Annotated in this window: 19 protein-coding genes; 1 reads left to right on the top strand and 18 read right to left on the bottom strand. The window is 36.5% G+C overall.

Going from position 1 to position 20,908, the window contains the following annotated elements; translation table 11 throughout:
• Positions 1-116 precede the first annotated feature (116 nt).
• From B5D12_RS04190 to hisS, 10 genes are all read right to left on the bottom strand, one after another.
• Positions 117-320, bottom strand: coding sequence for a CsbD family protein (locus tag B5D12_RS04190; RefSeq protein WP_078755636.1), 204 nt, complete (start codon positions 318-320; stop codon positions 117-119).
• A 216-nt stretch (positions 321-536) separates the two neighbouring features.
• Positions 537-1,949 (bottom strand): Fe-S cluster assembly protein SufB, encoded by a 1,413-nt coding sequence (sufB, locus tag B5D12_RS04185; RefSeq protein ID WP_078755635.1) that lies wholly within the window; start codon positions 1,947-1,949, stop codon positions 537-539.
• Positions 1,942-2,400: a Fe-S cluster assembly sulfur transfer protein SufU gene (sufU, locus tag B5D12_RS04180; protein WP_078755634.1), complete on the bottom strand. Its 459-nt coding sequence runs from the start codon at positions 2,398-2,400 to the stop codon at positions 1,942-1,944. Before sufU ends, sufB begins: the two co-directional genes overlap by 8 nt.
• Positions 2,387-3,604, bottom strand: coding sequence for an aminotransferase class V-fold PLP-dependent enzyme (locus B5D12_RS04175; protein WP_078755633.1), 1,218 nt, complete (start codon positions 3,602-3,604; stop codon positions 2,387-2,389). The genes sufU and B5D12_RS04175 overlap by 14 nt, the downstream gene beginning before the upstream one ends.
• A complete protein-coding gene (sufD, locus tag B5D12_RS04170; RefSeq protein ID WP_078755632.1) occupies positions 3,597-4,907 on the bottom strand; it encodes a Fe-S cluster assembly protein SufD in 1,311 nt (436 codons plus the stop codon). The genes B5D12_RS04175 and sufD overlap by 8 nt, the downstream gene beginning before the upstream one ends.
• Positions 4,908-4,918: 11 nt before the next feature.
• A complete protein-coding gene (gene sufC / locus B5D12_RS04165; protein WP_078755631.1) occupies positions 4,919-5,689 on the bottom strand; it encodes a Fe-S cluster assembly ATPase SufC in 771 nt (256 codons plus the stop codon).
• Positions 5,690-5,917: 228 nt separating this feature from the next.
• Entirely contained in the window at positions 5,918-6,583 is a 666-nt protein-coding gene (locus B5D12_RS04160) for a DNA alkylation repair protein (protein ID WP_078755630.1), read from the bottom strand.
• 80 nt (positions 6,584-6,663) lie between these two features.
• Positions 6,664-7,563 carry a deoxyribonuclease IV gene (locus B5D12_RS04155; protein ID WP_066126089.1) on the bottom strand — a complete coding sequence of 300 codons (900 nt, stop codon included), beginning with the start codon at positions 7,561-7,563 and terminating at the stop codon, positions 6,664-6,666.
• A 12-nt stretch (positions 7,564-7,575) separates the two neighbouring features.
• Complete coding sequence (aspS, locus tag B5D12_RS04150; RefSeq protein WP_078755629.1) at positions 7,576-9,345, bottom strand: aspartate--tRNA ligase; 1,770 nt, start codon at positions 9,343-9,345, stop codon at positions 7,576-7,578.
• Positions 9,346-9,347: 2 nt separating this feature from the next.
• Positions 9,348-10,667, bottom strand: coding sequence for a histidine--tRNA ligase (gene hisS, locus B5D12_RS04145; protein WP_078755628.1), 1,320 nt, complete (start codon positions 10,665-10,667; stop codon positions 9,348-9,350).
• 880 nt (positions 10,668-11,547) lie between these two features.
• Between hisS and B5D12_RS04140 the strand changes: the two genes are divergently transcribed.
• Positions 11,548-12,927 (top strand): N-acetylmuramoyl-L-alanine amidase, encoded by a 1,380-nt coding sequence (locus B5D12_RS04140; RefSeq protein ID WP_078755627.1) that lies wholly within the window; start codon positions 11,548-11,550, stop codon positions 12,925-12,927.
• A gap of 322 nt (positions 12,928-13,249) precedes the next feature.
• On the opposite strand, the gene B5D12_RS10540 is transcribed toward B5D12_RS04140, so the two are convergent.
• The 8 genes from B5D12_RS10540 to B5D12_RS04100 form a co-directional block, all read right to left on the bottom strand.
• Positions 13,250-13,384, bottom strand: a complete 135-nt coding sequence (locus tag B5D12_RS10540; protein WP_268762605.1) for a hypothetical protein — start codon at positions 13,382-13,384, stop codon at positions 13,250-13,252.
• 89 nt (positions 13,385-13,473) lie between these two features.
• A complete protein-coding gene (gene frr / locus B5D12_RS04130; RefSeq protein WP_078755625.1) occupies positions 13,474-14,031 on the bottom strand; it encodes a ribosome recycling factor in 558 nt (185 codons plus the stop codon).
• Positions 14,032-14,180: 149 nt separating this feature from the next.
• Positions 14,181-15,407 (bottom strand): ABC transporter permease, encoded by a 1,227-nt coding sequence (locus B5D12_RS04125; protein ID WP_234982908.1) that lies wholly within the window; start codon positions 15,405-15,407, stop codon positions 14,181-14,183.
• Positions 15,400-16,170, bottom strand: coding sequence for an ABC transporter ATP-binding protein (locus tag B5D12_RS04120; protein WP_071409211.1), 771 nt, complete (start codon positions 16,168-16,170; stop codon positions 15,400-15,402). The genes B5D12_RS04125 and B5D12_RS04120 overlap by 8 nt, the downstream gene beginning before the upstream one ends.
• A gap of 1 nt (position 16,171) precedes the next feature.
• Positions 16,172-17,554: an efflux RND transporter periplasmic adaptor subunit gene (locus tag B5D12_RS04115; RefSeq protein ID WP_078755623.1), complete on the bottom strand. Its 1,383-nt coding sequence runs from the start codon at positions 17,552-17,554 to the stop codon at positions 16,172-16,174.
• A gap of 175 nt (positions 17,555-17,729) precedes the next feature.
• Entirely contained in the window at positions 17,730-18,485 is a 756-nt protein-coding gene (locus B5D12_RS04110; RefSeq protein ID WP_078755622.1) for a glycosyltransferase family 2 protein, read from the bottom strand.
• Positions 18,486-18,496: 11 nt separating this feature from the next.
• Entirely contained in the window at positions 18,497-19,549 is a 1,053-nt protein-coding gene (locus tag B5D12_RS04105) for a hypothetical protein (protein WP_078755621.1), read from the bottom strand.
• The gene (locus tag B5D12_RS04100; protein WP_078755620.1) at positions 19,546-20,826 is read right to left on the bottom strand and encodes an O-antigen ligase family protein; all 1,281 of its coding nucleotides are present in this window, start codon (positions 20,824-20,826) and stop codon (positions 19,546-19,548) included. The genes B5D12_RS04105 and B5D12_RS04100 overlap by 4 nt, the downstream gene beginning before the upstream one ends.
• Positions 20,827-20,908: the final 82 nt, after the last annotated feature.

Here is a 20,908-nt window from a genome sequence, read left to right as displayed (position 1 = left end):
AAACCCCACCATTTGACAAAGAGCCATCAATATTAGACGATGGCTATCAAATTCCACGCTATTTTTACTTTCAAATAAAAAAAGATTGGACCCTAGAGCCCAATCTTTTAATTAATTTATTTATCTTCTTTGTCAGATAAACCTTCTTTAATACCTTCTACAGTATCTTTTACATCTTCAATGCCTTCTTTAACAGCGCCTTTAACTTTTTCAGCAGCGCCTTCAGATTGTAATTTTTCATTATCGGTAACTTTTCCGACAGTTTCTTTTACTGATCCAGATACTTTATCTAAATTCGCTTCATTTTTTTCTTTTGACATATTCATTTCCTCCTTGTTTTATAGCATACTTCTACTATACCACCTTATGATGAATATGTGGAATAATATGCTCAGAGATAAAAGTTTAAACACTTTAATTGCTGACAGCTTTACAGTTATTTAAGACAAAAATTAGTGTCGAAACGTATCGGTTTATTAAAATGATTTTCGTTAAAAGAGCTAGCTATAAATAAAGAGACTGGATAGACAGTCCTTCTACCCCACACTACCTTCCATTTCATAACTGATCAATCGGTTTAATTCAACTGCGTATTCCATCGGTAATTCTTTGGTGAACGGTTCAACAAATCCCATAACAATCATTTCAGTTGCAGCTGCTTCTGATAAACCGCGACTCATTAAATAGAATAATTGTTCTTCTGATATGCGCGATACTTTGGCTTCGTGTTCTAAAGCCACTTGTCCATTATGGATTTCATTAAATGGAATGGTATCTGATTTTGATTTTTCATCCATAATAATCGTATCACATTCAATATGCGACATGGATCCTTGTGAATTTTTACCAAAATAGACTTGTCCACGATAGTTGACACTACCACCGTCTTTGGCAATCGATTTAGAAACGATTGAACTCGAGGTATTCGGTGCGTTATGATAGATTTTGGCACCGGCATCTTGAATTTGATTCGCTCCAGCAAAGGCAATAGACATGACGGTACCACGAGACCCTTGACCTTGTAAGTAAACACTTGGATATTTCATGGTCACTTGAGCACCAAGGTTACCGTCAACCCACTCCATTGTCGCACCTTCATGGGCAACCGAACGTTTGGTTACCAAATTATAAACATTATGAGACCAGTTTTGAATGGTGGTATAACGGCAATAGGCATCCTTCTTGACAATAATTTCCACCACTGCACCATGTAAAGATGCGGTTGAGTAAGTCGGTGCTGTACAACCTTCGACATAATGAATGCTGGCACCTTCATCGACAATAATCAAAGTCCGTTCGAATTGTCCGGTTCCTTCATTATTAATTCTAAAGTATGTTTGTAATGGAATATCGCATTTTACGCCTTTGGGAACATAAATAAAAGTTCCACCACTCCAGACGGCTCCATTTAATCCCGCTATAAAATTATCAGTGGGCGGTACCACCGTTCCAAAATGTTCTTTAAAAATTTCTGGGTATTCCTTTAAAGCTGTATCCGTATCAGTAAATAAAATACCTAGTTTATCAAACTCGGCTTTTAAATTATGATAAACAGCTTCTGATTCGTATTGCACGGCCGCTCCTGCTAAATAAGCACGTTCAGCTTCAGGTATACCAAGCCGTTCAAAGGTATTTTTGATTTCTTCAGGGACATCATCCCAGCTTCTCGCTGGTTTATTAGTGGCTTTTTGATAATAAGTAATATCCTCAAAGTCTAAGCCAGATAAATCAGGTCCCCAATTAACTTTTTTAGCATTATAGTAGGCATCTAAAGCTTTTAAGCGATAGTCTAACATCCATTGGGGTTCATTTTTTTCTTTTGAAATGGTGCGTACCACTTGTTCATTTAAACCTTTTCCAGTTGAGAAAATGATTTCTGCATTGTCTTTAAAACCATAAGCATAGTCATCCACGACTGGCACTTCAAGTTCTCTTACTACTTCAGTCATCTAAATCACTCTCTTTCTGTGGGTCGACTGCCCCTGCTGCTGCTTTCCAAGCTAATACCGCACATTTATAACGTGCAGGAAATTGTTTAACTCCTTCAAGGAAATAAGCATCTTTTAAGGCAATCTCCCATTGTTCATCAATGATCTCTCCTTTAACCAATCGATTAAAAACGTCAATTAACTTTAAGGCTTTATCAATAGTAAGTCCTTTAATAGCCTCTGTCATCATACTTGCACTAGCCATACTAATCGAACATCCATGTCCGGTATAAGCCACTTCTTCAATTACCTGATCCTTCACTACCATTTGCACGATAATAGCGTCACCGCAGGTTGGATTTAATAATTCCATGTGATGGGTTGCATTGTCTAAAGCATAATGGTGATGAGGATGTTGTGCATGATCCAAAATCACTTCTCGATATAAATGAGATAAATTAGATAGGGCCATTAAAAAACTCCTTTACGTTTTTCGTTACTTCAATAAAATGGTTTACTTCTGCTTCTGTATTATAAACGGCTAAGCTGGCTCTTAGCGTCGCATGAACATCTAAATAGCGCATCAAAGGTTGCGCACAATGATGGCCAGCTCTAACGGCAATCCCTTCCATATCATAACCGGTCGCCGCATCATGCGGGTGAACCCCTTCAATATTAAAGCTTAAAATGCCATTTTGACCTTGGTGATAGACGGTCACGCCATCGATTTCAGACATCCCTTGTGTTAACCGTTGAGTTAGCTGTTGGACATGAGTTTGTAAAGGTTTCATGCCGATGTCGTTTAGCCAATCAATCGCTGCACCTAATCCAATGACTTCCGCAATTGGTGGTGTTCCTCCTTCAAATTTCCAAGGTGCTTCTTTATAATTACTGGTTTCATCTCCAACATAATGAATCATTTCTCCACCATAAAAAAATGGCTGGCATGTTGCATGATGACGACGATTGAGATAGCAAATTCCAATACCCGTTGGTCCATATAGTTTATGACCACTAAAACAATAAGCATCGACTCCTAAGGCTTCAATGTCTAGACTTTGATGAGCGACAGCTTGGGCACCATCTACTATCACGACAATATTATGTTGATGTGCCCACTCAGTCAATTGTCGAAGGGGTTGTTCAACGCCTAATACATTGGAGACATGTTGGATTACCAATGCTTTAACGGATTTTAACGCTTCTGCTTGAGGCAATTGAGCCAAATCAACTGTAAAATCCTCTGTTAAAGGTAACATTTTTAATTTGGCACCTGTTCTTTGACAAACGGCTTGCCAAGGCACATAGTTAGAATGATGTTCTAAAGTCGTAGTTAAAATAATATCGCCTTTTTTCATTATGGGTTCAATCAAACCACGCGCTAAAAAATTTAGACTCGCCGTTGTCCCACTTGTATAAATGATTTCATTCGTTGCTTTAGCGCCGATAAATTGAGCCACTTTAGATCGAACCGCTTCATACTGTGTAGTCGCTCTTTCAGCTAAGCTATGAACACCACGATGAATATTAGCATTGTCTTCTTGATAATAGCGCATCATAGCCTCCAATACCACCTGCGGCTTCTGGGTAGTGGCTGCATTATCAAAGTAGATCAACGGCTCATCATTGACCGTTTGATTTAAAATCGGGAATTGTTGACGTAATGAATTAATCATTTAAATCATCCGCCTTAATACTCATTAATTTATGATCAATGACTTCCATTAATTCATCGCGTACTTTTTGTGAAGGCATACTTAAAATAACCGGTCCTAAAAATCCACGTATGACTAAATATTCTGCTGTTTCTTTTGTTAAACCACGACTCATTAAGTAATGCAATTGTTGTTCATCGACTTGTCCAATACTTGCAGCATGGCCTGCGGTCACTTCAAACTCTTCAATTAATAAAATCGGGTTAGCATCTCCGCGTGCTTTATCTGATAACATTAAAACGCGACTCTCTTGTTGCGCATCAGCATGTTTGGCGCCATTTTCAATTAAACCAATGCCATTAAAGGTTAAGGTCGAACGGTCTAAGATGACACCATGTTGGAAAATATTCCCAATCGTATGGTGACCACGATTAACAACTTTTGAATCAATGGCTTGAACTTGCTTATTAGAAGAAATACCGACAATCGCCACTTGTGATTCAGATCCATTACCATCTAAATAAGTATCCAAATCTAAAATAACATTACTATCATTCATTTCTCCAATCGCCCAATCGATATGAGCATCACGTTCAGTCCTTGCATAGCGTTTAATATAGGCATGGGTATTCTGTGGTAAGGTATCGATGGCCATATATTTTAATCGAGCTCTTTCTTTTACTATCGCTTCAACGATAATAGTCGTGCTAAAGGTTGCTTCTCCTTCAGCTTGAACACGTTCTAAATAATCAACGGAACTGTTCTCATCAACTACGATTAATACTCGCTTATTAAAAGCTTGTTGATAGCGGGCATCCGCCATTAAGATAGTTTCAATCGGTAATTTAATTTCAATGTTTTTAGGTACATAGATAAATAAACCACCATTTAAATGAGCTGTATTATAAGCAATCACTTTATCACTTTGATGAGGAATAACAGTGCCAAAATACTGTTCAACTAATTCGGGATACTCCACTAATGCTTCAAACAAGTCCATCAAAATAATGCCTTGTTCTTTTAAGTCCATTGGTAAACTTTCCATAATAGTACTATTTCCAGCATGAACGATTTTAGCCCCTTCTTCTACTTCCATCTCCAATGCCGCTGCTGCGCCATAAGTCAAAGGATTCATTAAGGCTTCTTCATCCGCAATCACGTTATCAAATAATGGCCAACGATGAAATTTAGCGCGTTCAATTTTTGGCAGTTCTAATGCTTCCCATTTTTCTGCAGCTTCATCACGTAATTGAGTAAACCATGTGGGTAATTCATAGGCAAAGGGTAATAGTTCATACTGTGAGTGTAATTCATTTAATGACATTAAATTCACTCCTATTCTTTCTCTTCTAACGTTAGACCTAGTTCTTCACTAATCCCTTTATAACCTTCTGCTTCCAAGCGTTGTGCTAATTCAGGACCTCCGGTCATGACCACTTTTCCGTCCATCATAATATGAACGACATCTGGTTCAATATAATTTAATAAACGTTGATAATGAGTAATAATTAAAGAACCAAATTGTTCACCACGCATGGCATTAACACCCTTAGAAACGACTTTTAATGCATCAATATCTAAACCAGAGTCAATCTCATCTAAAATCGCAAATTTTGGCTCAATCATCAAGCATTGTAATATTTCATTTCGTTTCTTTTCTCCACCAGAGAAACCTTCATTTAGATAGCGCCCTGCCATTTCTTCAGGCATATCTAATAAGCCCATTTTTTCATCTAATTTCTTAATAAACGTACGAACATCCATTTTTTCATCTTCCGCTCGGCGAGAATTAATCGCTGCTCTCATGAATTCTGCATTAGTAACACCAGGAATTTCACTTGGGTATTGAACGGCTAAAAAAAGACCGGCTCTAGCTCGTTCATCCACTTCCATTTCTAACACATTTTCACCATCAAGCAAAATTTCTCCTTGAGTCACTTCAAATGCAGGATTCCCCATGATGGCAGCAGCTAAAGTTGATTTCCCAGTACCATTAGGTCCCATTACCGCGTGGATTTCACCAGTATTAAGTGTTAAATTCACACCTTTTAATATTTCTTTGTCTTCAATTCTGACATGTAAATCTTTTATTTCTAATACAGACATGTGAACGCCTCCTTAAATTCATAAATATATTGTAACTAAATTTTTGTGCTCTTTCAATCTTTTCAAAATGCGGTTGGGACTTTCTTAACTCTTTGCACATTCGTGTACTTTCACAAGTAGAGTGCTTTTTTATTTTCGGTCAAGTCGCATCATTCACGATATACTTGATGCGGTTTTTCGACCTTAACGAAGTACTTGATACGATTTTTCGACTGTCCTTACCAGTAACTAGTTTAAATGCTTACTCGCTTCTCGGTAGGATAAGGGTGCTAATTGATGTTGATGTTCATCTAAAAACGCCTTAACCCATTGTGGATTGGTTTTAGCATATTCTCTTAGACTCCAACCAATCGCTTTATTAATAAAGAATTCGTCACTGCCTAGATTATTGAGAATAATTTGCTTTAACAAAGGCACATTGGTTTTATCTTTACGACCAATTTGATGATCGATTGCTAATCGTCGAATCCAAAAATTGTCACTTTGAGACCAATCCAACATTACGGCATCTATTCTTTTATCCTTTAAACCAATATTGCCGATTATTCGGTCAAGACGATCAATCGTGTCCCACCACTGATGTCGACTAGCTAAATCATATAATTCAAGAATATTATCATATTCCAACCATTTACTCATAGCCTGTAAATAATCGCAAGCGACATAATGTATTTCACGATATTCAGATCGATAACACTCCCAAATAAAGGCCCAATCGATTACCTTATTTTTCTTTTCTTCTTTAAAAAATTCTTTGGTCAATTCGCGACGTAATGGGGTTTGAATGCCTAAAAACTCAAAGCGATTGCGCATATATTGTTTCATTTCCACCGCTTTCTGTGGGTTTGCATTGGATTTTAACTTCGTCAAAATAATTTCAAATTTTGAGGACACGTTGGCACCTTCCTATTCTTCATCTTAAAAAAGACTACCAATAACAAAAGATTTGCTGTTGGTAGTCTATACTATCAGGATTAACGATTATTTAAAATATCATCCATTAAGTTTTCATTGAATACACCTTTTCTTAACATCGCAATTTCTTGCTTGTAAGGGGCTACTTTTACCTTCTCATTATCGGGTTTTGGCACCCATGGTGTTTCTAAGATTTTGGGTAAATGCATCAATTGTGGATGGTGTACCAATTTATTGATGGTTTCAAAACCAATCGACCCTAAGCCAATATTTTGATGACGGTCTTTATTACTATGGAATGGATTTTTTGAATCATTAATATGGATGACTTTTAAGCGATCTAAACCGATGATTTTATCAAATTGGTTTAACACGCCATCTAAATCATTGACAATATCATAACCCGCATCATAAACATGACAGGTATCGAAAGTAACCGATAATTTATCATTATGGGTAACACCATCAATCATTTGTGCAATTTCTTCAAAAGTACGTCCTAATTCCGTACCTTTTCCGGCCATTGTTTCTAAAGCGATTTGCACGTTTTGATCCGGGCGAATCACTTCATTTAGACCTTTGATAATTTGGGCAATCCCCACCGCTTCACCTGCTCCAACATGACTTCCAGGATGCAAAGTAACCTGATTGGCACCTACCGCTTCCACACGATTAATTTCTTCTCTTAAAAATTCAACTGCGAAATCAAAATATCCTTCTTTAGTGGTATTGGCTAGGTTTACGATATAAGGAGCATGGACGGTAAAGAAATCAATACCATTAGCTGCCATAAATTCACGAGCTTCTTCAATTTTAAAAGTCGAAATATCTTTACGACGTGTGTTTTGTGGTGCGCCCGTATAAATCATAAAGACATTGGCACCGTAAGAAGCAGCTTCTTTGGCTGAACCTAGAAGCATATCCTTACCTGACATTGAAACATGAGATCCAATAAACATTAATTTACTCTCCTATTCTTGAATGCGTAAATGTAATTCTCTAACTTGATCATTTGCAACATAACTTGGGGCATTTGACAATAAATCGACTCCACGCCCTGTTTTAGGGAAGGCAATCACTTCACGAATATTTGGTTCTTTAGCTAATATCATGACTAAGCGATCTAAACCTAATGCTAAGCCACCATGTGGTGGGAAGCCATAATCAAAAGCATTCATTAAGAAACCAAATTGCTCTTGTGCTTGTTCCGGTGTGAAACCTAATAACTCAAACATTTGATTTTGCATTTCACGCGTGAAGATACGGATTGAGCCGCCTCCGATTTCATAACCGTTTAATACAATATCATATGCTTGTGCTAATGCATTAGCTGGGTCTTCTTTCATAGCCGCTAAGTCCATATTTTGTGGTGCGGTAAACGGATGGTGCATTGCCACATAACGTTTGGCTTCTTCATCGTATTCAAATAATGGCCAGTCTGTAATCCAGACAAAAGCTAATTCATCTTGATCAAACAATTCATGCTTTTTGGCTAAATGAACACGTAATTCACCTAAAGAAGCCGCTACGACATCTTTTTGATCCGCTACGAAGAATAAGATATCACCGGGTTCAGCATTCGTTGGCTCAGTAATGGCTTTATAACTTGTTTCATCAGCAAAGAATTTAGCAATCGGGCCATTGAAACCTTCATCGGTAATTTTTAACCATGCTAACCCTTTCGCACCATAAGGCTTCACGACATTAATGAGTTCATCGGCTGTTTTACGTGTATAAGCATCCGCTAACCCTTTTAAGTTAATGGCTTTTACTTGTCCACCGTTTTCAATCGTTGATTTAAAGACACCAAACTCAGATTGAGCAGCAAATTCTGATAAATCAACTAGTTTCATTTCAAAACGAATATCCGGTTTATCTACCCCATATTCATTCATTGCTTTTTCATAAGTCATTGTTGGAAAAGCTTCTGTCATTTCAATCCCACGAGCTGCTTTTACTACACGTTTTAACATTTCTTCAACAATTGCTTGAATTTCTTGTTGTGATAAGAAACTTGTTTCTAAGTCGACTTGAGTAAATTCTGGTTGACGGTCACCACGTAAATCTTCGTCACGGAAACAACGAACAATCTGATAATAACGGTCAATACCAGCACCCATTAATAATTGTTTAAAGATTTGTGGTGATTGAGGCAAGGCATAGAATTTACCAGCTTCACGACGCGTTGGCACTAAATAGTCACGTGCACCTTCTGGGGTTGATTTGGTTAAATAAGGTGTTTCAACATCGATAAAATCTAAACTATCTAAGTATTCACGAATCGCTTTTGTGACATTGTGACGTAAACGTAAGTTATTGAACATATTAGGACGACGTAAATCTAAATAACGATTGCGTAAACGTATTTCCTCTTCAACGTCTAAGCGTTCTTCAATATAAATGGGTGGTGTCTTTGCTTTAGCTAATACATTTAATTCATGAGCCATTAATTCATATTGTCCGGTCGGAATATTCGGGTTAATTTGCTCAGCGACACGTTTATTTAAAACCCCTGATACTTCTACGACATATTCGCTACGTAAATGATCCGCTAAATCCATTTGTTCAGCCGATAGATTCTCGGCATTAAATACCACTTGACAAAAACCTTCACGATCACGTAAATCGATAAAGATAACACCACCTAAGTCACGGCGTCTTTGTACCCAACCTTTAAGCGTAATTGTTTTGCCAACTAATTCTTCACTTACTAAACCTGCATATACTGTTCTTTGTTCCATGTTTATTCTCCTCTAAAATATTTATCGATGGCTGAAGTATCGGTCGTCAACTCACGATAAATGTTCTCGAAATCTGCCAATAGATCATCAATCGCCACTTCTTTTTGTTTATCTAATGCTTTATTTTTGATGGTAACCTTACCAGTCTCTAATTCATTTTCACCTAACGTTAAGGTTAACTTAGCATTTAATTTATCTGCTGTTTTAAACTGAGATTTTAAGCTACGACCTAAATAATCACGTTCAGCAAAATAGCCTGCTTGACGGGCTGCTTGGACGATTTGTAAAGCTTTAATATTAACCGCATCTCCCATTGTTAATACAAATAAATCTAATGGTTCTTCTTCTGGTAATTCAATCTTTTGTTGTTCTAATAATAATAATAAGCGTTCCATCCCTAATCCAAAACCAAAGCCAGGTGCTTGGGGACCGCCTAATTGTTCCACTAAGCCATCATAACGTCCACCACCGATGACGGTTGATTGAGCGCCAATCGCATCATCATTGACAATGATTTCAAAAATCGTATCTTGATAATAATCTAAACCTCGTACAATTAAAGGATTGACGGTATAAGGAATGTCTAAGGCTTTTAACATCGCTTGAACTTGTTCAAAATGTTGATGGCTGTCTTCACTTAAGAAATCTAAAATTGTCGGTGCTTGTGCTACTAAGGCTTTATCTTTGGCATCTTTACTATCTAAAATACGTAAAGGATTATCCGCTAAACGGCGTTGAGAATCCTCACTTAATTGATCCTTTAAAGGAGTAAAATACTCGATTAAGGCTTCACGATATTTTTGACGATCCGCTGGTTTACCTAATGAATTAATGTTTAATTCCACATTTTCAACTTCTAATTCAGATAAAATATCCCAAGCTAAACCAATCACTTCAGCATCAGTGGCAGGATTAGTACTACCGAATACCTCAACCCCAATTTGATGGAATTGACGTTGACGCCCTGCTTGTGGACGCTCATAACGGAACATTGGCCCGATATAATAAACTTTTAAAGGCTGTGGATGTTCAGGACCAAATAACTTGTGTTCAACATAAGCACGCACAATCGCGGCTGTTCCTTCAGGTCTTAACGCTAGATCACGATCGCCTTTATCCTTAAAGTCATACATTTCTTTTGAAACGATATCACTCGTATCACCGACTGATCGAGCAAATAATTCTTTCGCTTCAAAAATTGGCGTTCTTAACTCTTTAAATTGATAAGTGTCAAAAATCGCTCGAACAGTATCTTCTAAATATTGCCATTTATAACTGTCTTTAGGCAGAATATCTTCTGTCCCTTTCATCTTTTTAATCATGTTAGTTCCTCCTTAGTAGAATGGTATTTAGTATTATCAAATTTATTTTTAACCTCATTAAGACGCAGATTGAGACCACTCAACCACTGCGCTTTTAATTATCGAGCACTAATCTGAGTGATTTGGTTAAGATTATTCTCAGCCTCATTAAGACGCAGTTTGAGGTCACTCAACCAGTGCACAATTAACTTACGAACAATAATCTTAACTAAAATTATCAAGATTATGACCAGCCTCTTGGTTTTCTCCTTATTAAATGTTGGAAATTAATACTTTAGTAATAGCTATCCTATGAATCACGTCATTCGATATGAGGCAAAAACTCGAATGATTGAACAGTAACACCAACTGTTTGGTTATCACCCTAATTGTTTGGTTACCACAGTGAGGATTGCTATATCGGTCTAATAAAGTAAAAAAATCCTAAAGCAAAACAATTGCTTTAGGACGTTCAATACGTGGTACCACCTAACTTTGTAATAGTCAAACTATCACCTCAAAGCCATATCGCGGCTAACGGAATAACTTTTCATTATTCTTCTCGATAGTGTCTTCGCTCTTGCCTAGGTGCATTCTTTCAGCCACGGAATGTACTCTCTGAAGGTCGGCTAGCTACTTGTCTATGTTATCGAATATGCTATTCATCTTTGTATAAGATTACCGTTAGTTAAGGGATTTGTCAAGTTTATTTTGATAAAAAATAATTGATAGTTTAAACGCTTTTAACATATTTTTAATCTATCAACAAATTTGCACTCGTTAAAATGTCACTATTATCACAAATAGATTACTATTCGATAACATTATTAAAAAGTTTGAACATTCTATGAAAAATGTCTTATAATAACATAAAGTAGAATTGTTTTATATTGGAGGAATTATGAAGGATAATCTAATAAAATTTATGCGATTACTCTTATCGCGTCAATATTTCCCTCCTTTCATGACCGTATTAATGCTATTAATTGGTTCTTTAGCTGTTTTCAGTTTAGTTACAGATGAACAACTCACAATCGAAAAAGATCAAATAGTAGCAAGGATAGAACCCGCAACAAATTCTGAAAGTATCGTAACCTTAGAAAAAGGTAAAAGCTATGATGTTTTATCTAAAGCAAATGGTTGGTATAAACTGAGACTTGATGCTCGTAGCGATGGTTGGGTACCTGAATGGTTTATTGAAAGTGAAACATTAACTAGTGATCATGCTATTGCGGCTCATATTTTAGTTGATACACCGGTTTATACCGAAACGAACGAAAAATCGGCTGTGATGACTACGATTCAACCTGAAAATTACCTGATTGTTCGCTTTGAGAAAAAAGGCTGGCTACAAGTTGAAGTCGATGGGCGATATGGATACATTAAGACACGCGCCGTTAATTTAATCAATTTAAGTGATGTGCCTTCAATTGATCCTGATAAACTGGATGAAGTCTATGACCCCGTAGCCATTCAAAAAGCAAAAGAAGCAGCTGAAAAAATAGTGGTTGTAAGATATTCTGCTGAACCATTATTTGATGCTCCTTCATTGAATGCCAATCGTATTTATGATATTGCTTATGGTCAAAAATTCAAATACATTGATGAAGTTGTTTCGGCAGATGGCAACGAAACAGAATTTATTTTAGTTGAAGATAGTGATGGTCTACAAGGTTATGTAGAAAGTCGAATTACGGGAATGGAAGCTGATTCGATTGGCCATGTGACTGAGAAGACTGCTCAATCATTACAAGATGCGGTCATTATGATTGACCCGGGTCATGGTGGTGAAGAAGCCGGTGCAACTACCGAAGATGAATCCGTCTATGAGAAAAACATTACCTTGTCTACTTCGCTCTTATTAAAACAAAAATTAGAAGCGGTTGGAGCAAAAGTCCTTATGACTCGTGAAACCGATGAATTCATCGATTTGATACCGCGTAGTGATTTAAGTAATGAGCAACAAGTCGATGCCTTCATCAGTATTCATTTTGATAAAGGTCAAGTTGGCTGGTCAGGTTCCACTACCTATTACTTCCATGAAGATGATTATGAATTAGCAAAAAGTATTAATTATGCGATCTCGACACTCGCATTACCGAATAACGGAACCTTATTCGGCAATTACTCTGTTCTTAGAGAAAATACGCGTCCAGCTGTATTATTGGAAATAGGTTATATGTCCAATGCGATTGATTTACAATATATCACCTCAGCTGATTATCAAGAAGCAGTAACCAATGTCATTGTAACAGCATTAGAAGAATATTTTGATAAATAAATTTAAGACCTTGAATGTCATCTTTGGACTTCAAGGTCTTTTGGTTGTTTAAAAACTATCGGTCATTCTGAAAAATCTTCAGACAATGAATAGCCATTTATCATTAAAGTAGATAATATTTCACAAACTAATGGGAATGGACCAGAAATAGAAAAGCGAATGATTTTTGCTTCGCTTGCCCTACCAAAGCACAGTTGGTAGTATGCAAAAAGTGAAAATTTAAAAAAATCGCTTCGTCTGCCTACCCCTGTAAAAAGTTGGTATAGTTCTCAAACAAGTCTTTAAGATGCAGATTGAGGCTACTCAACCACTGCACTTTTAATTAGCGTGGGATAAATTGACTGAATTTTTCACGAATATTGTCAGCTACTTTAGGACTACTCACCCACCGTGCTTTTACTTTACGCGCAATTACTTGATTGTATTTATCCAGTTGATGCCACCTCATTAAAAACATTTTAAAGCTACTCAACCACAGACTATAAAAAAAGAGGGAACCAAACAGTATTTCAAACTTTTGGTCCATCCTCAATCATAAATATAAAATTAGTCACCTAAAATTTCTGCTTCTTTTTCCGCAGAAACTTTTTCTAACTCTTTAGTTGCTTCATCAATGATTACTTGAATATCTTTTTCATAATCTTTCACATCATCTTCAGTTAATTCATTATCTTTTTGCATTTTTTTCGTTTGATCAATTGCATCACGACGAATATTACGTAAAACAATTTTAGCATTTTCTTGCTCTTTACCTACTTGTTTAACTAATTCTTGGCGACGCTCTTGAGTTAAAGCAGGAATGACTAAACGAATCACGCTCCCATCATTTGAAGGGGTAATCCCCACATCAGATTGTAAAATCGCTTTTTCAATCTCAGTTAAAGATGATTTATCATAAGGTGAGATTAATAACATTCTTGCTTCTGGGACGGTAATACTTGCTAATTGATTTAATGGTGTGGGAACGCCATAGTACAATACGTTCACATGATTTAAAATACTAGCATTTGCACGTCCTGCACGAATTGTTGCTAATTCATTGCGGTAAGCATCAATTGCTTTACTCATTCGTTGTTTTGTTTCCTTTAAAATGTCGGCTGCCATAAAGACTCCTCCTATATTGACTCTTTTTTATCATTATAGCATACTCTTTCATGAATTCCTATTCTAAGCAGAGTCCTAATGAAATATTTTGTAAAAATTAGGAGCAAATAACTTATAAATTCAAGCATCTACTCCTTTAATAACTTATCTTAACGTAATATTTCAACCACATTTTTTCTAGCAGCTGCTCTAGCCGGAAAGACACTAAAACTAATGCCGATTAATACAGAAATCGAAACACTGATTAAAGCGGTCGGGACATCGATTAAAGCTTTAAATGGCAAGAAATTGCCCGCTATAATCGCAATACCAACACCGAACAGATAACCAATTAGGCCGCCTAAAGTTGTGATGGAGATCCCTTCTAATAAGAACTGCCATTGAATACTATTTTGCGTAGCTCCTAATGAACGACGGATACCAATTTCTTTCGTTCGCTCAGAAACAGAAATATACATCATATTCATTACACCTACCCCAGCGATAAATAACGAAATTCCTGCCACAGCCCCAATAAAGTAGGTCACCATTGACACTTGTTGACCAATCGATTCCATCATCTCAGACATATCGAAATATTCATACGTGCCGTTATCTTTCTCAGAGCCATTTTCTTTTAAATAATCCGATATTTTACGACTAATGCCACTAACATTGGAATCTGGTTTGTAAAATGCTTTAATACTAAAGTCCATATTCGCATTGGGATTGAGTAATTTATTGGTTCCTCTAGGAATAATGACTTGAGGTGCATCAGAACCGCCAAACCCGTAATTTTGGATGTCTTCGATTTCTTTTACCGTTAACTCTGTTGCATAGACTCCGACAATCATATAACTGGTCCCATCAATCTTAATGGATTGATGAATGGCTTTTTCTGGATTTTCAAAAATATCGCTTGCAACGATATCGTCAATAATAACATTACGTTTAGCTGCCTTAGAGTCAAAGTCATATAAATTTCGCCCATATAATATTTGCTGATTCGTTACATCGAGATATTTTGTGCCATAGGTCTTGGATTCTTTATTGGCAAAATCCAAGGTAGCATAATTAACTGAATCCTCATCATCAGAAGATGGGACGACTTCATCAACGCCTGGAATTTGGCGGATGCCATCCAAAGTATTTGTATCAAATGGATCTAATTTTGACCAGTCTGCATCCATATTGGATACATTAAAATGGAACATTTGACTGGGACGGCCCTTGGAATCTTGTGCTAATTCATCCAAGGTTTTCTTTCGAAAACCATTCCCAAGACTTAATATTGTAATAACCGCAGCAATGCCGATGATAATACCAATCATCGTTAAAAACGTTCGTCGACCATTCATTTTTAAGGTTGATAACGACGATTTAAAAATTTCACTCATCCTCATTATTTAACACCTCATCAAAAACTAATGGTTTTTCACTTAATTCATAAGTGGCTTCACTCACTTCATTCGAATGAATTTGCCCATCGACAATACGTACTTTTCGAGTCGCATAAGCTTGTAAGTTAGGATCGTGTGTTACTAATACTACTGTTACCCCTTGTTCACGATGTAAACGGGCTAAGATATCCATAATCACTTTGGATGTTTTAGTATCCAATGCGCCCGTCGGTTCATCAGCGATAATAAATCGTGGTTGGTTAATTAATGCCCTTGCGATGGCAATCCGTTGCTTTTGGCCCCCGGATAATTCATGTGGACGGCTATTAAACTTACTACCTAAACCGACACTCTCTAGAGCTTGTTGAACTCTTTCTTTAGTTTTTCTAGCCGGCATACCTTTATACAACAGTGGTAAACGTATATTTTCATTGACCGTCATAGTAGGAATTAAATTAAAATCTTGAAAGACAAAACCAACCATTTCATTACGTAAAACAGAAATTTGTTTATCGGTTCTTGCTTCTACTGGTTTACCATCAAAATTATAATGGCCTTCGAACTTATTATCTAAAAATCCTAAAACATTAATTAAAGTGGATTTTCCAGAGCCGGATGGTCCCATAATGGTCACAAACTCATTGCGATAAATTGATAAATCAATATCACGTAAAACATGTAATTGATGCTCACCCACTTGATAATATTTGTTGATCTTTTTCATTTCAATGAGCGGTTGCTGTTGCATTTCGCTAGTCATACTATTGCACATCCCCATCCATTGGCTCTTCTGCTGGAGGCATGGCCATCGGGTCAACCACGGACACTGCTTGACCATCGGTTAAGTCATAAGGATACATGATCAATTGATCCCCCTCATTCAACCCTTTTAAGACCACTTTTTGTAAACCTTGAGTCATCAATTCAATTTTAGTTTTGACTGCTTTACCATCTAAATATAAAAAGACGTAATGTTCTTCCCCTTCTTCAATAATTGCATCCGAAGGAATCGCATAACCGGGTAATGTGATATTCACTTTAGCAGAAAACCCAGCTTGTAAAGGTTCATCGGGTTGTACAACAAAACTAAATTGACTCGCATTGCTACCACCACCTGGGCTAGAAGCCACTAGACCTTCTGCTGAATCTGTTTGGCCATTGGTTCCGCTATAAGAAGGAATCTTATCATAATCCACAATCTTACCGGTTACCGTCCGGTCCTCTGCTGGTATATAAATATGGACGGCACGATCGACTGCTAAAGCATAAAAATCGTATTCCGTTACACTCCCGACAACAGAGCTTTCTTCAGACACAATACGTACTACAGGTACATTAGGATTATCTTTGGCATCTGGGTTAACCATCGCAATCCCATCGGTCTTAGCGATAACTTTATTATTTTGTAGTTCTTGTTGACGTATTAATTTAATTTCTAATTCTTCAATTTGCTCATTGACTTGACGGACTTGTTCTTTAATACCTTCACTAGGATCTGTAGCTGACATCTCCATACCTACGGTATCGAAAGCACCTTCAGGACTATCTTGAGAAAGAGAGCTATCAGTGTTGGTATTAGCCGGGACATTGACTGAAGGCGAGGTTGATTTGCCAATTTCTTTGACAATGTAATAGACTTGTTTACCATCATTCCCCCAATAATACGCAATTTGATCCCCTTGATAATTATATTCTCCGCCTGTATAATCACTTAATTGTTTAATTAATGCTTGGCGGGTATTATATAATTTCGTTTGCTCACGGTATAAATCCTCAAGAGCATATTGATTTTCTTTTGAGGTTTGCTTGTAATTATATAAAGTGGTGCCTTTAGTCACTTTTTGCCCATCTTTAACTAAAATGGCTTCAATTTCACCTAAATCCGCTTGATAAAAATACGCGGTATCAGTCTTTAATTTCACACTCGCATCCACAGTAACGGGATCTTGTCTGAATAAATTATATAATGTATAGGCCATTTCGCCTTCAACCGGCATGCCATCTGGCCCCAGCTCCATATTTTCGCTCCCCATCATCTCATCTTGTTGTGTTGGGAAAAAAGTGTTTTTCGCAAAAAAGAAGATGCCGGTTAAAGCAATGAGACCGCCAATAATTCCTAAAATTAATTTACGCTTAATATTCATATGCCACATCCTACCATTAATCTTGTGCTTTATATTATCGCTATCATAACATTTTAGGTCTAAAAAATAAATGTTAAAATAAAAAAACACAGAAAAGAACGTCTAACTTATTATTTAATATTGTCTATTAAGCAATAAATCAAATGTTTTTTCTATGTTTATAAAAAATTTATAATTATAATCTTCTGCGTATGGCGTTCCAAACATACCAACAAAAGTAATAAACTGCTTTTGGTAAAGGTAATTGTTCTAAATTATAATAAGTATTCCATGTTCTTTTTAAAGCGCCCCAACGGTCACTCGAGATCGAACCGGCAACTTGACGATACTCATTTAAAACTCGATCTAAGCCATAGGCTTTTACATTGCGTTCACGCATTAACATTAGCCAAGTAGCGGTATCTTGACCTTTACGCACCAAAGGCATCCGAAAATCGCCAACTATAGCACGATCTATCACAACAGTTGAACAAGCAATGGCAGTGTTTTTTAGTAATTGATGATAGGTTAAACTCTCAGGTATCGGCGTTGCTTCTTTAAGTGTCTGTCCTGCTTCATCTACTAGTGAAAAACTGGTATAAGTAAAGGCATATTGATGGTCCTGCATAAATTTAATTTGTTCACTTAATTTTGAGGGTGCCCAACAATCATCACTATCGATAAAGGCGATATATTGCCCTTTAGCAGCAGCAATACCTGTATTACGAGCCACAGCTGCCCCACTATTTTGTTCTAATTGTATTAATTTAATCCGCTTATCTTGCTTTGCATAAGATTTAATGAACGCGACAGAATGGTCTTGACTTTGATCATCCACCAAGATGTATTCGAAATTAGCAAACGTTTGATTTATCACACTTTCAATTGTTTGTTTAATAAATTTTTCGGCATTATATACCGGGGTCACAATTGAAACTAATCCTTTGTCCATAAAGTCACCTTCTACATCAATTGTATAATTTTAATAGGAACATCGTATAATTTTGCCATGTGATATTGTTCATTATACCAAGCTTTATCCGTTTGATTAGCATAAATTACAAAGATAATTTCATCAACATCAGCTTGGATATCTTGTACTTTTGTCACAAAGATTAAATCCTTTTGATCTTCTACCGGCAATAATTTTTCTGGATCACCTTGAATCACGACATAACGATGATCGCGTTTAGGGATTGACATAAACGCTACAATATCCGCTTCATGTTCAGTATTCGTACGGTTGAATATAAAATGACGATCTTCCATTGCCCAACTATAATCAAATGCATAACCAATTTTTGATTTAAATAAACGTAATAAGAATAATGCTAAAGCCGTCAATACTGCCCCACCAATTGCACCAGCCACTCCGAAAACAATGGCTGAACGAGTTGAAATACGGTTATAATGTTCCAATGTTTCAGTAGTAGCTAAATTTGGAAATTTTAATTCCGATAACTGTTCGCCAATTTCTGCTTTATTAACCAGTGAGACTTTATAAGATTCTAAAAATGGTAGGGTTTCTTCCACGATTAAGTTTTGATAGGCTTGAGCAATTTGTAAGTTTTCCTCAGCCGATTCTCCGACCGCCACCCGTACTGTAATCATTTCCGTCGATCCATCTCTTAAGGCTGCCATTGCCCCACGAAACTGACTCGTTTTGATTAATTCTAATATGTTTTCACTCTCTACCCATCCAGCAAATTCAATACCAGTTTCTTTTTCAATTTTTTCGACTACTTCAGGCTGACCAAAGTATTCATCAATTAAAAATGAATTACTAAAGAAAGCACCTTCTGCGTTCGTTAAAATAATTTGAAATTCTGCTGGTTCTTGCTCGTATCGTTGTTTTAAATCCTGATAAGCTGCTTCCATTTCAGGTGTTTCAAATCCACCAAAATAATAGCGCGCACTGGCTACAGCCAATCCTATTAATAATGCACTTAAAATTATTTTTAAGGCATAGTCTTTTAAAAATCTGATTAATTCACTAATAATCGTGACTAAACTCATCGCTTACACTCCTTATTCATTCTGACCTCAATAATGTTAACATAACTTATAATAAGTGCAAAGATAATCCAATGCCATTCAATAAGCATATTAGAAGCACTTGTTATACTAGAAAAGATAAATGTTATCATAAAAACTAATAAACCTAATGACGTTTGTCTTTGATGATGATTACTGGTTTTGGACATTATCCAAAGTTTTCTCATTAAGATAAAATAGACACCTATGTAAATAATAAAAGATACCAATCCATATGCGACTAATATTTCGAACCACCAATTGTGAATATTCACTAATCCATTAATAGGATAATAAGGTACCTGTGCCATCCACGTTTCGATATTTCCTGCACCAACACCCAAGCCATAAGTTTCGGCTAAAAAGATTAACCCATTTTTCCAAAGGTTGATTCTTGCACCGTCCCCAGATAAGACATAGTTTTGTTGTGATAATAACATCGTCATAATACTCTTACCTAGAGTAGGTTTTAAAAAGAAAATCCCTATGACCATCATTAAGCCAGCGACTAATAGAATAAGCCAATGTTTTCTTTTTAAGTTAAAATTAAATTGAAAAATCGTATATAATCCAATCATCATCAATAATACTAATAAAGCCATCCGTGAATCCGTACGATAAATTAAATAACTGGCGGCTCCACCAAATAAAATCGTTGTTATTTTTAACCAAAATGATTGAGTTCGGTGATAACAAATAGTAGAAATCGCGATAAATGCTAATAATAAAGTGGCATAATCATTTTGATTAGCAAAATAGGTAACCGGCATGCGCGTTGATGGAATCCGACCAAAGGTGCGATACTTATCTAACTTGTCTAAATTAGCAAATAAATATTTACCAGTGAGAATTTCATGATATCCCCATATAACTTGGGTACAGATCATAAACCAAACTCCGTAAATTAAGGTTTGCCATTGTCTTTCGCTCGTAACCCAAAAATAAAGAGCTAGCATCACGAACAATCCCAAACTCATTAAAAACATCGCCTGGAACCAGCTAACAATATCAACCACCCAAATAACCGATAATAAGGAATATAGCCACCATAAAAGATAGCCAACTAAAGCACGAGTCCCATCACTATTAGGTATGATAACTAAATTTTTCTTTTTTATCGCCACTTGATAGGTCAAAATGACTGGCACCCCTATCGCTAATAATCGGTAAATCGTCATTTGGGCGAATGGTGTTGGAATGGCAAGCAATTTACTTCCTAAGAAGACAGCCATTACTAATATTAAAATATAAAGTTGCACGCTTTGTCATTCCCTCCTCGTGAAATATATTTAGAAGGTCATTTCACATCCTTCTGAGTCTCTCTGTTTTTATTGACTGATT

This window comes from Globicatella sulfidifaciens DSM 15739, from assembly GCF_900167405.1.
Taxonomy (GTDB): Bacteria; Bacillota; Bacilli; order Lactobacillales; family Aerococcaceae; genus Globicatella; species Globicatella sulfidifaciens.
Note: the sequence above shows the minus strand (reverse complement) of the source record. Positions and strands in the feature narration are given on the sequence as shown.

Excerpts from the sequence above, each read along its gene's own strand:
- B5D12_RS04190 (WP_078755636.1), bottom strand. The coding sequence starts at position 320 with ATGTCAAAAGAAAAAAATGAAGCGAATTTAGATAAAGTATCTGGATCA.
- sufB (WP_078755635.1), bottom strand. The coding sequence starts at position 1,949 with ATGACTGAAGTAGTAAGAGAACTTGAAGTGCCAGTCGTGGATGACTAT.
- sufU (WP_078755634.1), bottom strand. The coding sequence starts at position 2,400 with ATGGCCCTATCTAATTTATCTCATTTATATCGAGAAGTGATTTTGGAT.
- B5D12_RS04175 (WP_078755633.1), bottom strand. The coding sequence starts at position 3,604 with ATGATTAATTCATTACGTCAACAATTCCCGATTTTAAATCAAACGGTC.
- sufD (WP_078755632.1), bottom strand. The coding sequence starts at position 4,907 with ATGTCATTAAATGAATTACACTCACAGTATGAACTATTACCCTTTGCC.
- sufC (WP_078755631.1), bottom strand. The coding sequence starts at position 5,689 with ATGTCTGTATTAGAAATAAAAGATTTACATGTCAGAATTGAAGACAAA.
- B5D12_RS04155 (WP_066126089.1), bottom strand. The coding sequence starts at position 7,563 with ATGTTTATTGGATCTCATGTTTCAATGTCAGGTAAGGATATGCTTCTA.
- aspS (WP_078755629.1), bottom strand. The coding sequence starts at position 9,345 with ATGGAACAAAGAACAGTATATGCAGGTTTAGTAAGTGAAGAATTAGTT.
- hisS (WP_078755628.1), bottom strand. The coding sequence starts at position 10,667 with ATGATTAAAAAGATGAAAGGGACAGAAGATATTCTGCCTAAAGACAGT.
- B5D12_RS04140 (WP_078755627.1), top strand. The coding sequence starts at position 11,548 with ATGAAGGATAATCTAATAAAATTTATGCGATTACTCTTATCGCGTCAA.
- B5D12_RS10540 (WP_268762605.1), bottom strand. The coding sequence starts at position 13,384 with ATGTTTTTAATGAGGTGGCATCAACTGGATAAATACAATCAAGTAATT.
- frr (WP_078755625.1), bottom strand. The coding sequence starts at position 14,031 with ATGGCAGCCGACATTTTAAAGGAAACAAAACAACGAATGAGTAAAGCA.
- B5D12_RS04125 (WP_234982908.1), bottom strand. The coding sequence starts at position 15,407 with ATGAGTGAAATTTTTAAATCGTCGTTATCAACCTTAAAAATGAATGGT.
- B5D12_RS04120 (WP_071409211.1), bottom strand. The coding sequence starts at position 16,170 with ATGACTAGCGAAATGCAACAGCAACCGCTCATTGAAATGAAAAAGATC.
- B5D12_RS04115 (WP_078755623.1), bottom strand. The coding sequence starts at position 17,554 with ATGAATATTAAGCGTAAATTAATTTTAGGAATTATTGGCGGTCTCATT.
- B5D12_RS04110 (WP_078755622.1), bottom strand. The coding sequence starts at position 18,485 with ATGGACAAAGGATTAGTTTCAATTGTGACCCCGGTATATAATGCCGAA.
- B5D12_RS04105 (WP_078755621.1), bottom strand. The coding sequence starts at position 19,549 with ATGAGTTTAGTCACGATTATTAGTGAATTAATCAGATTTTTAAAAGAC.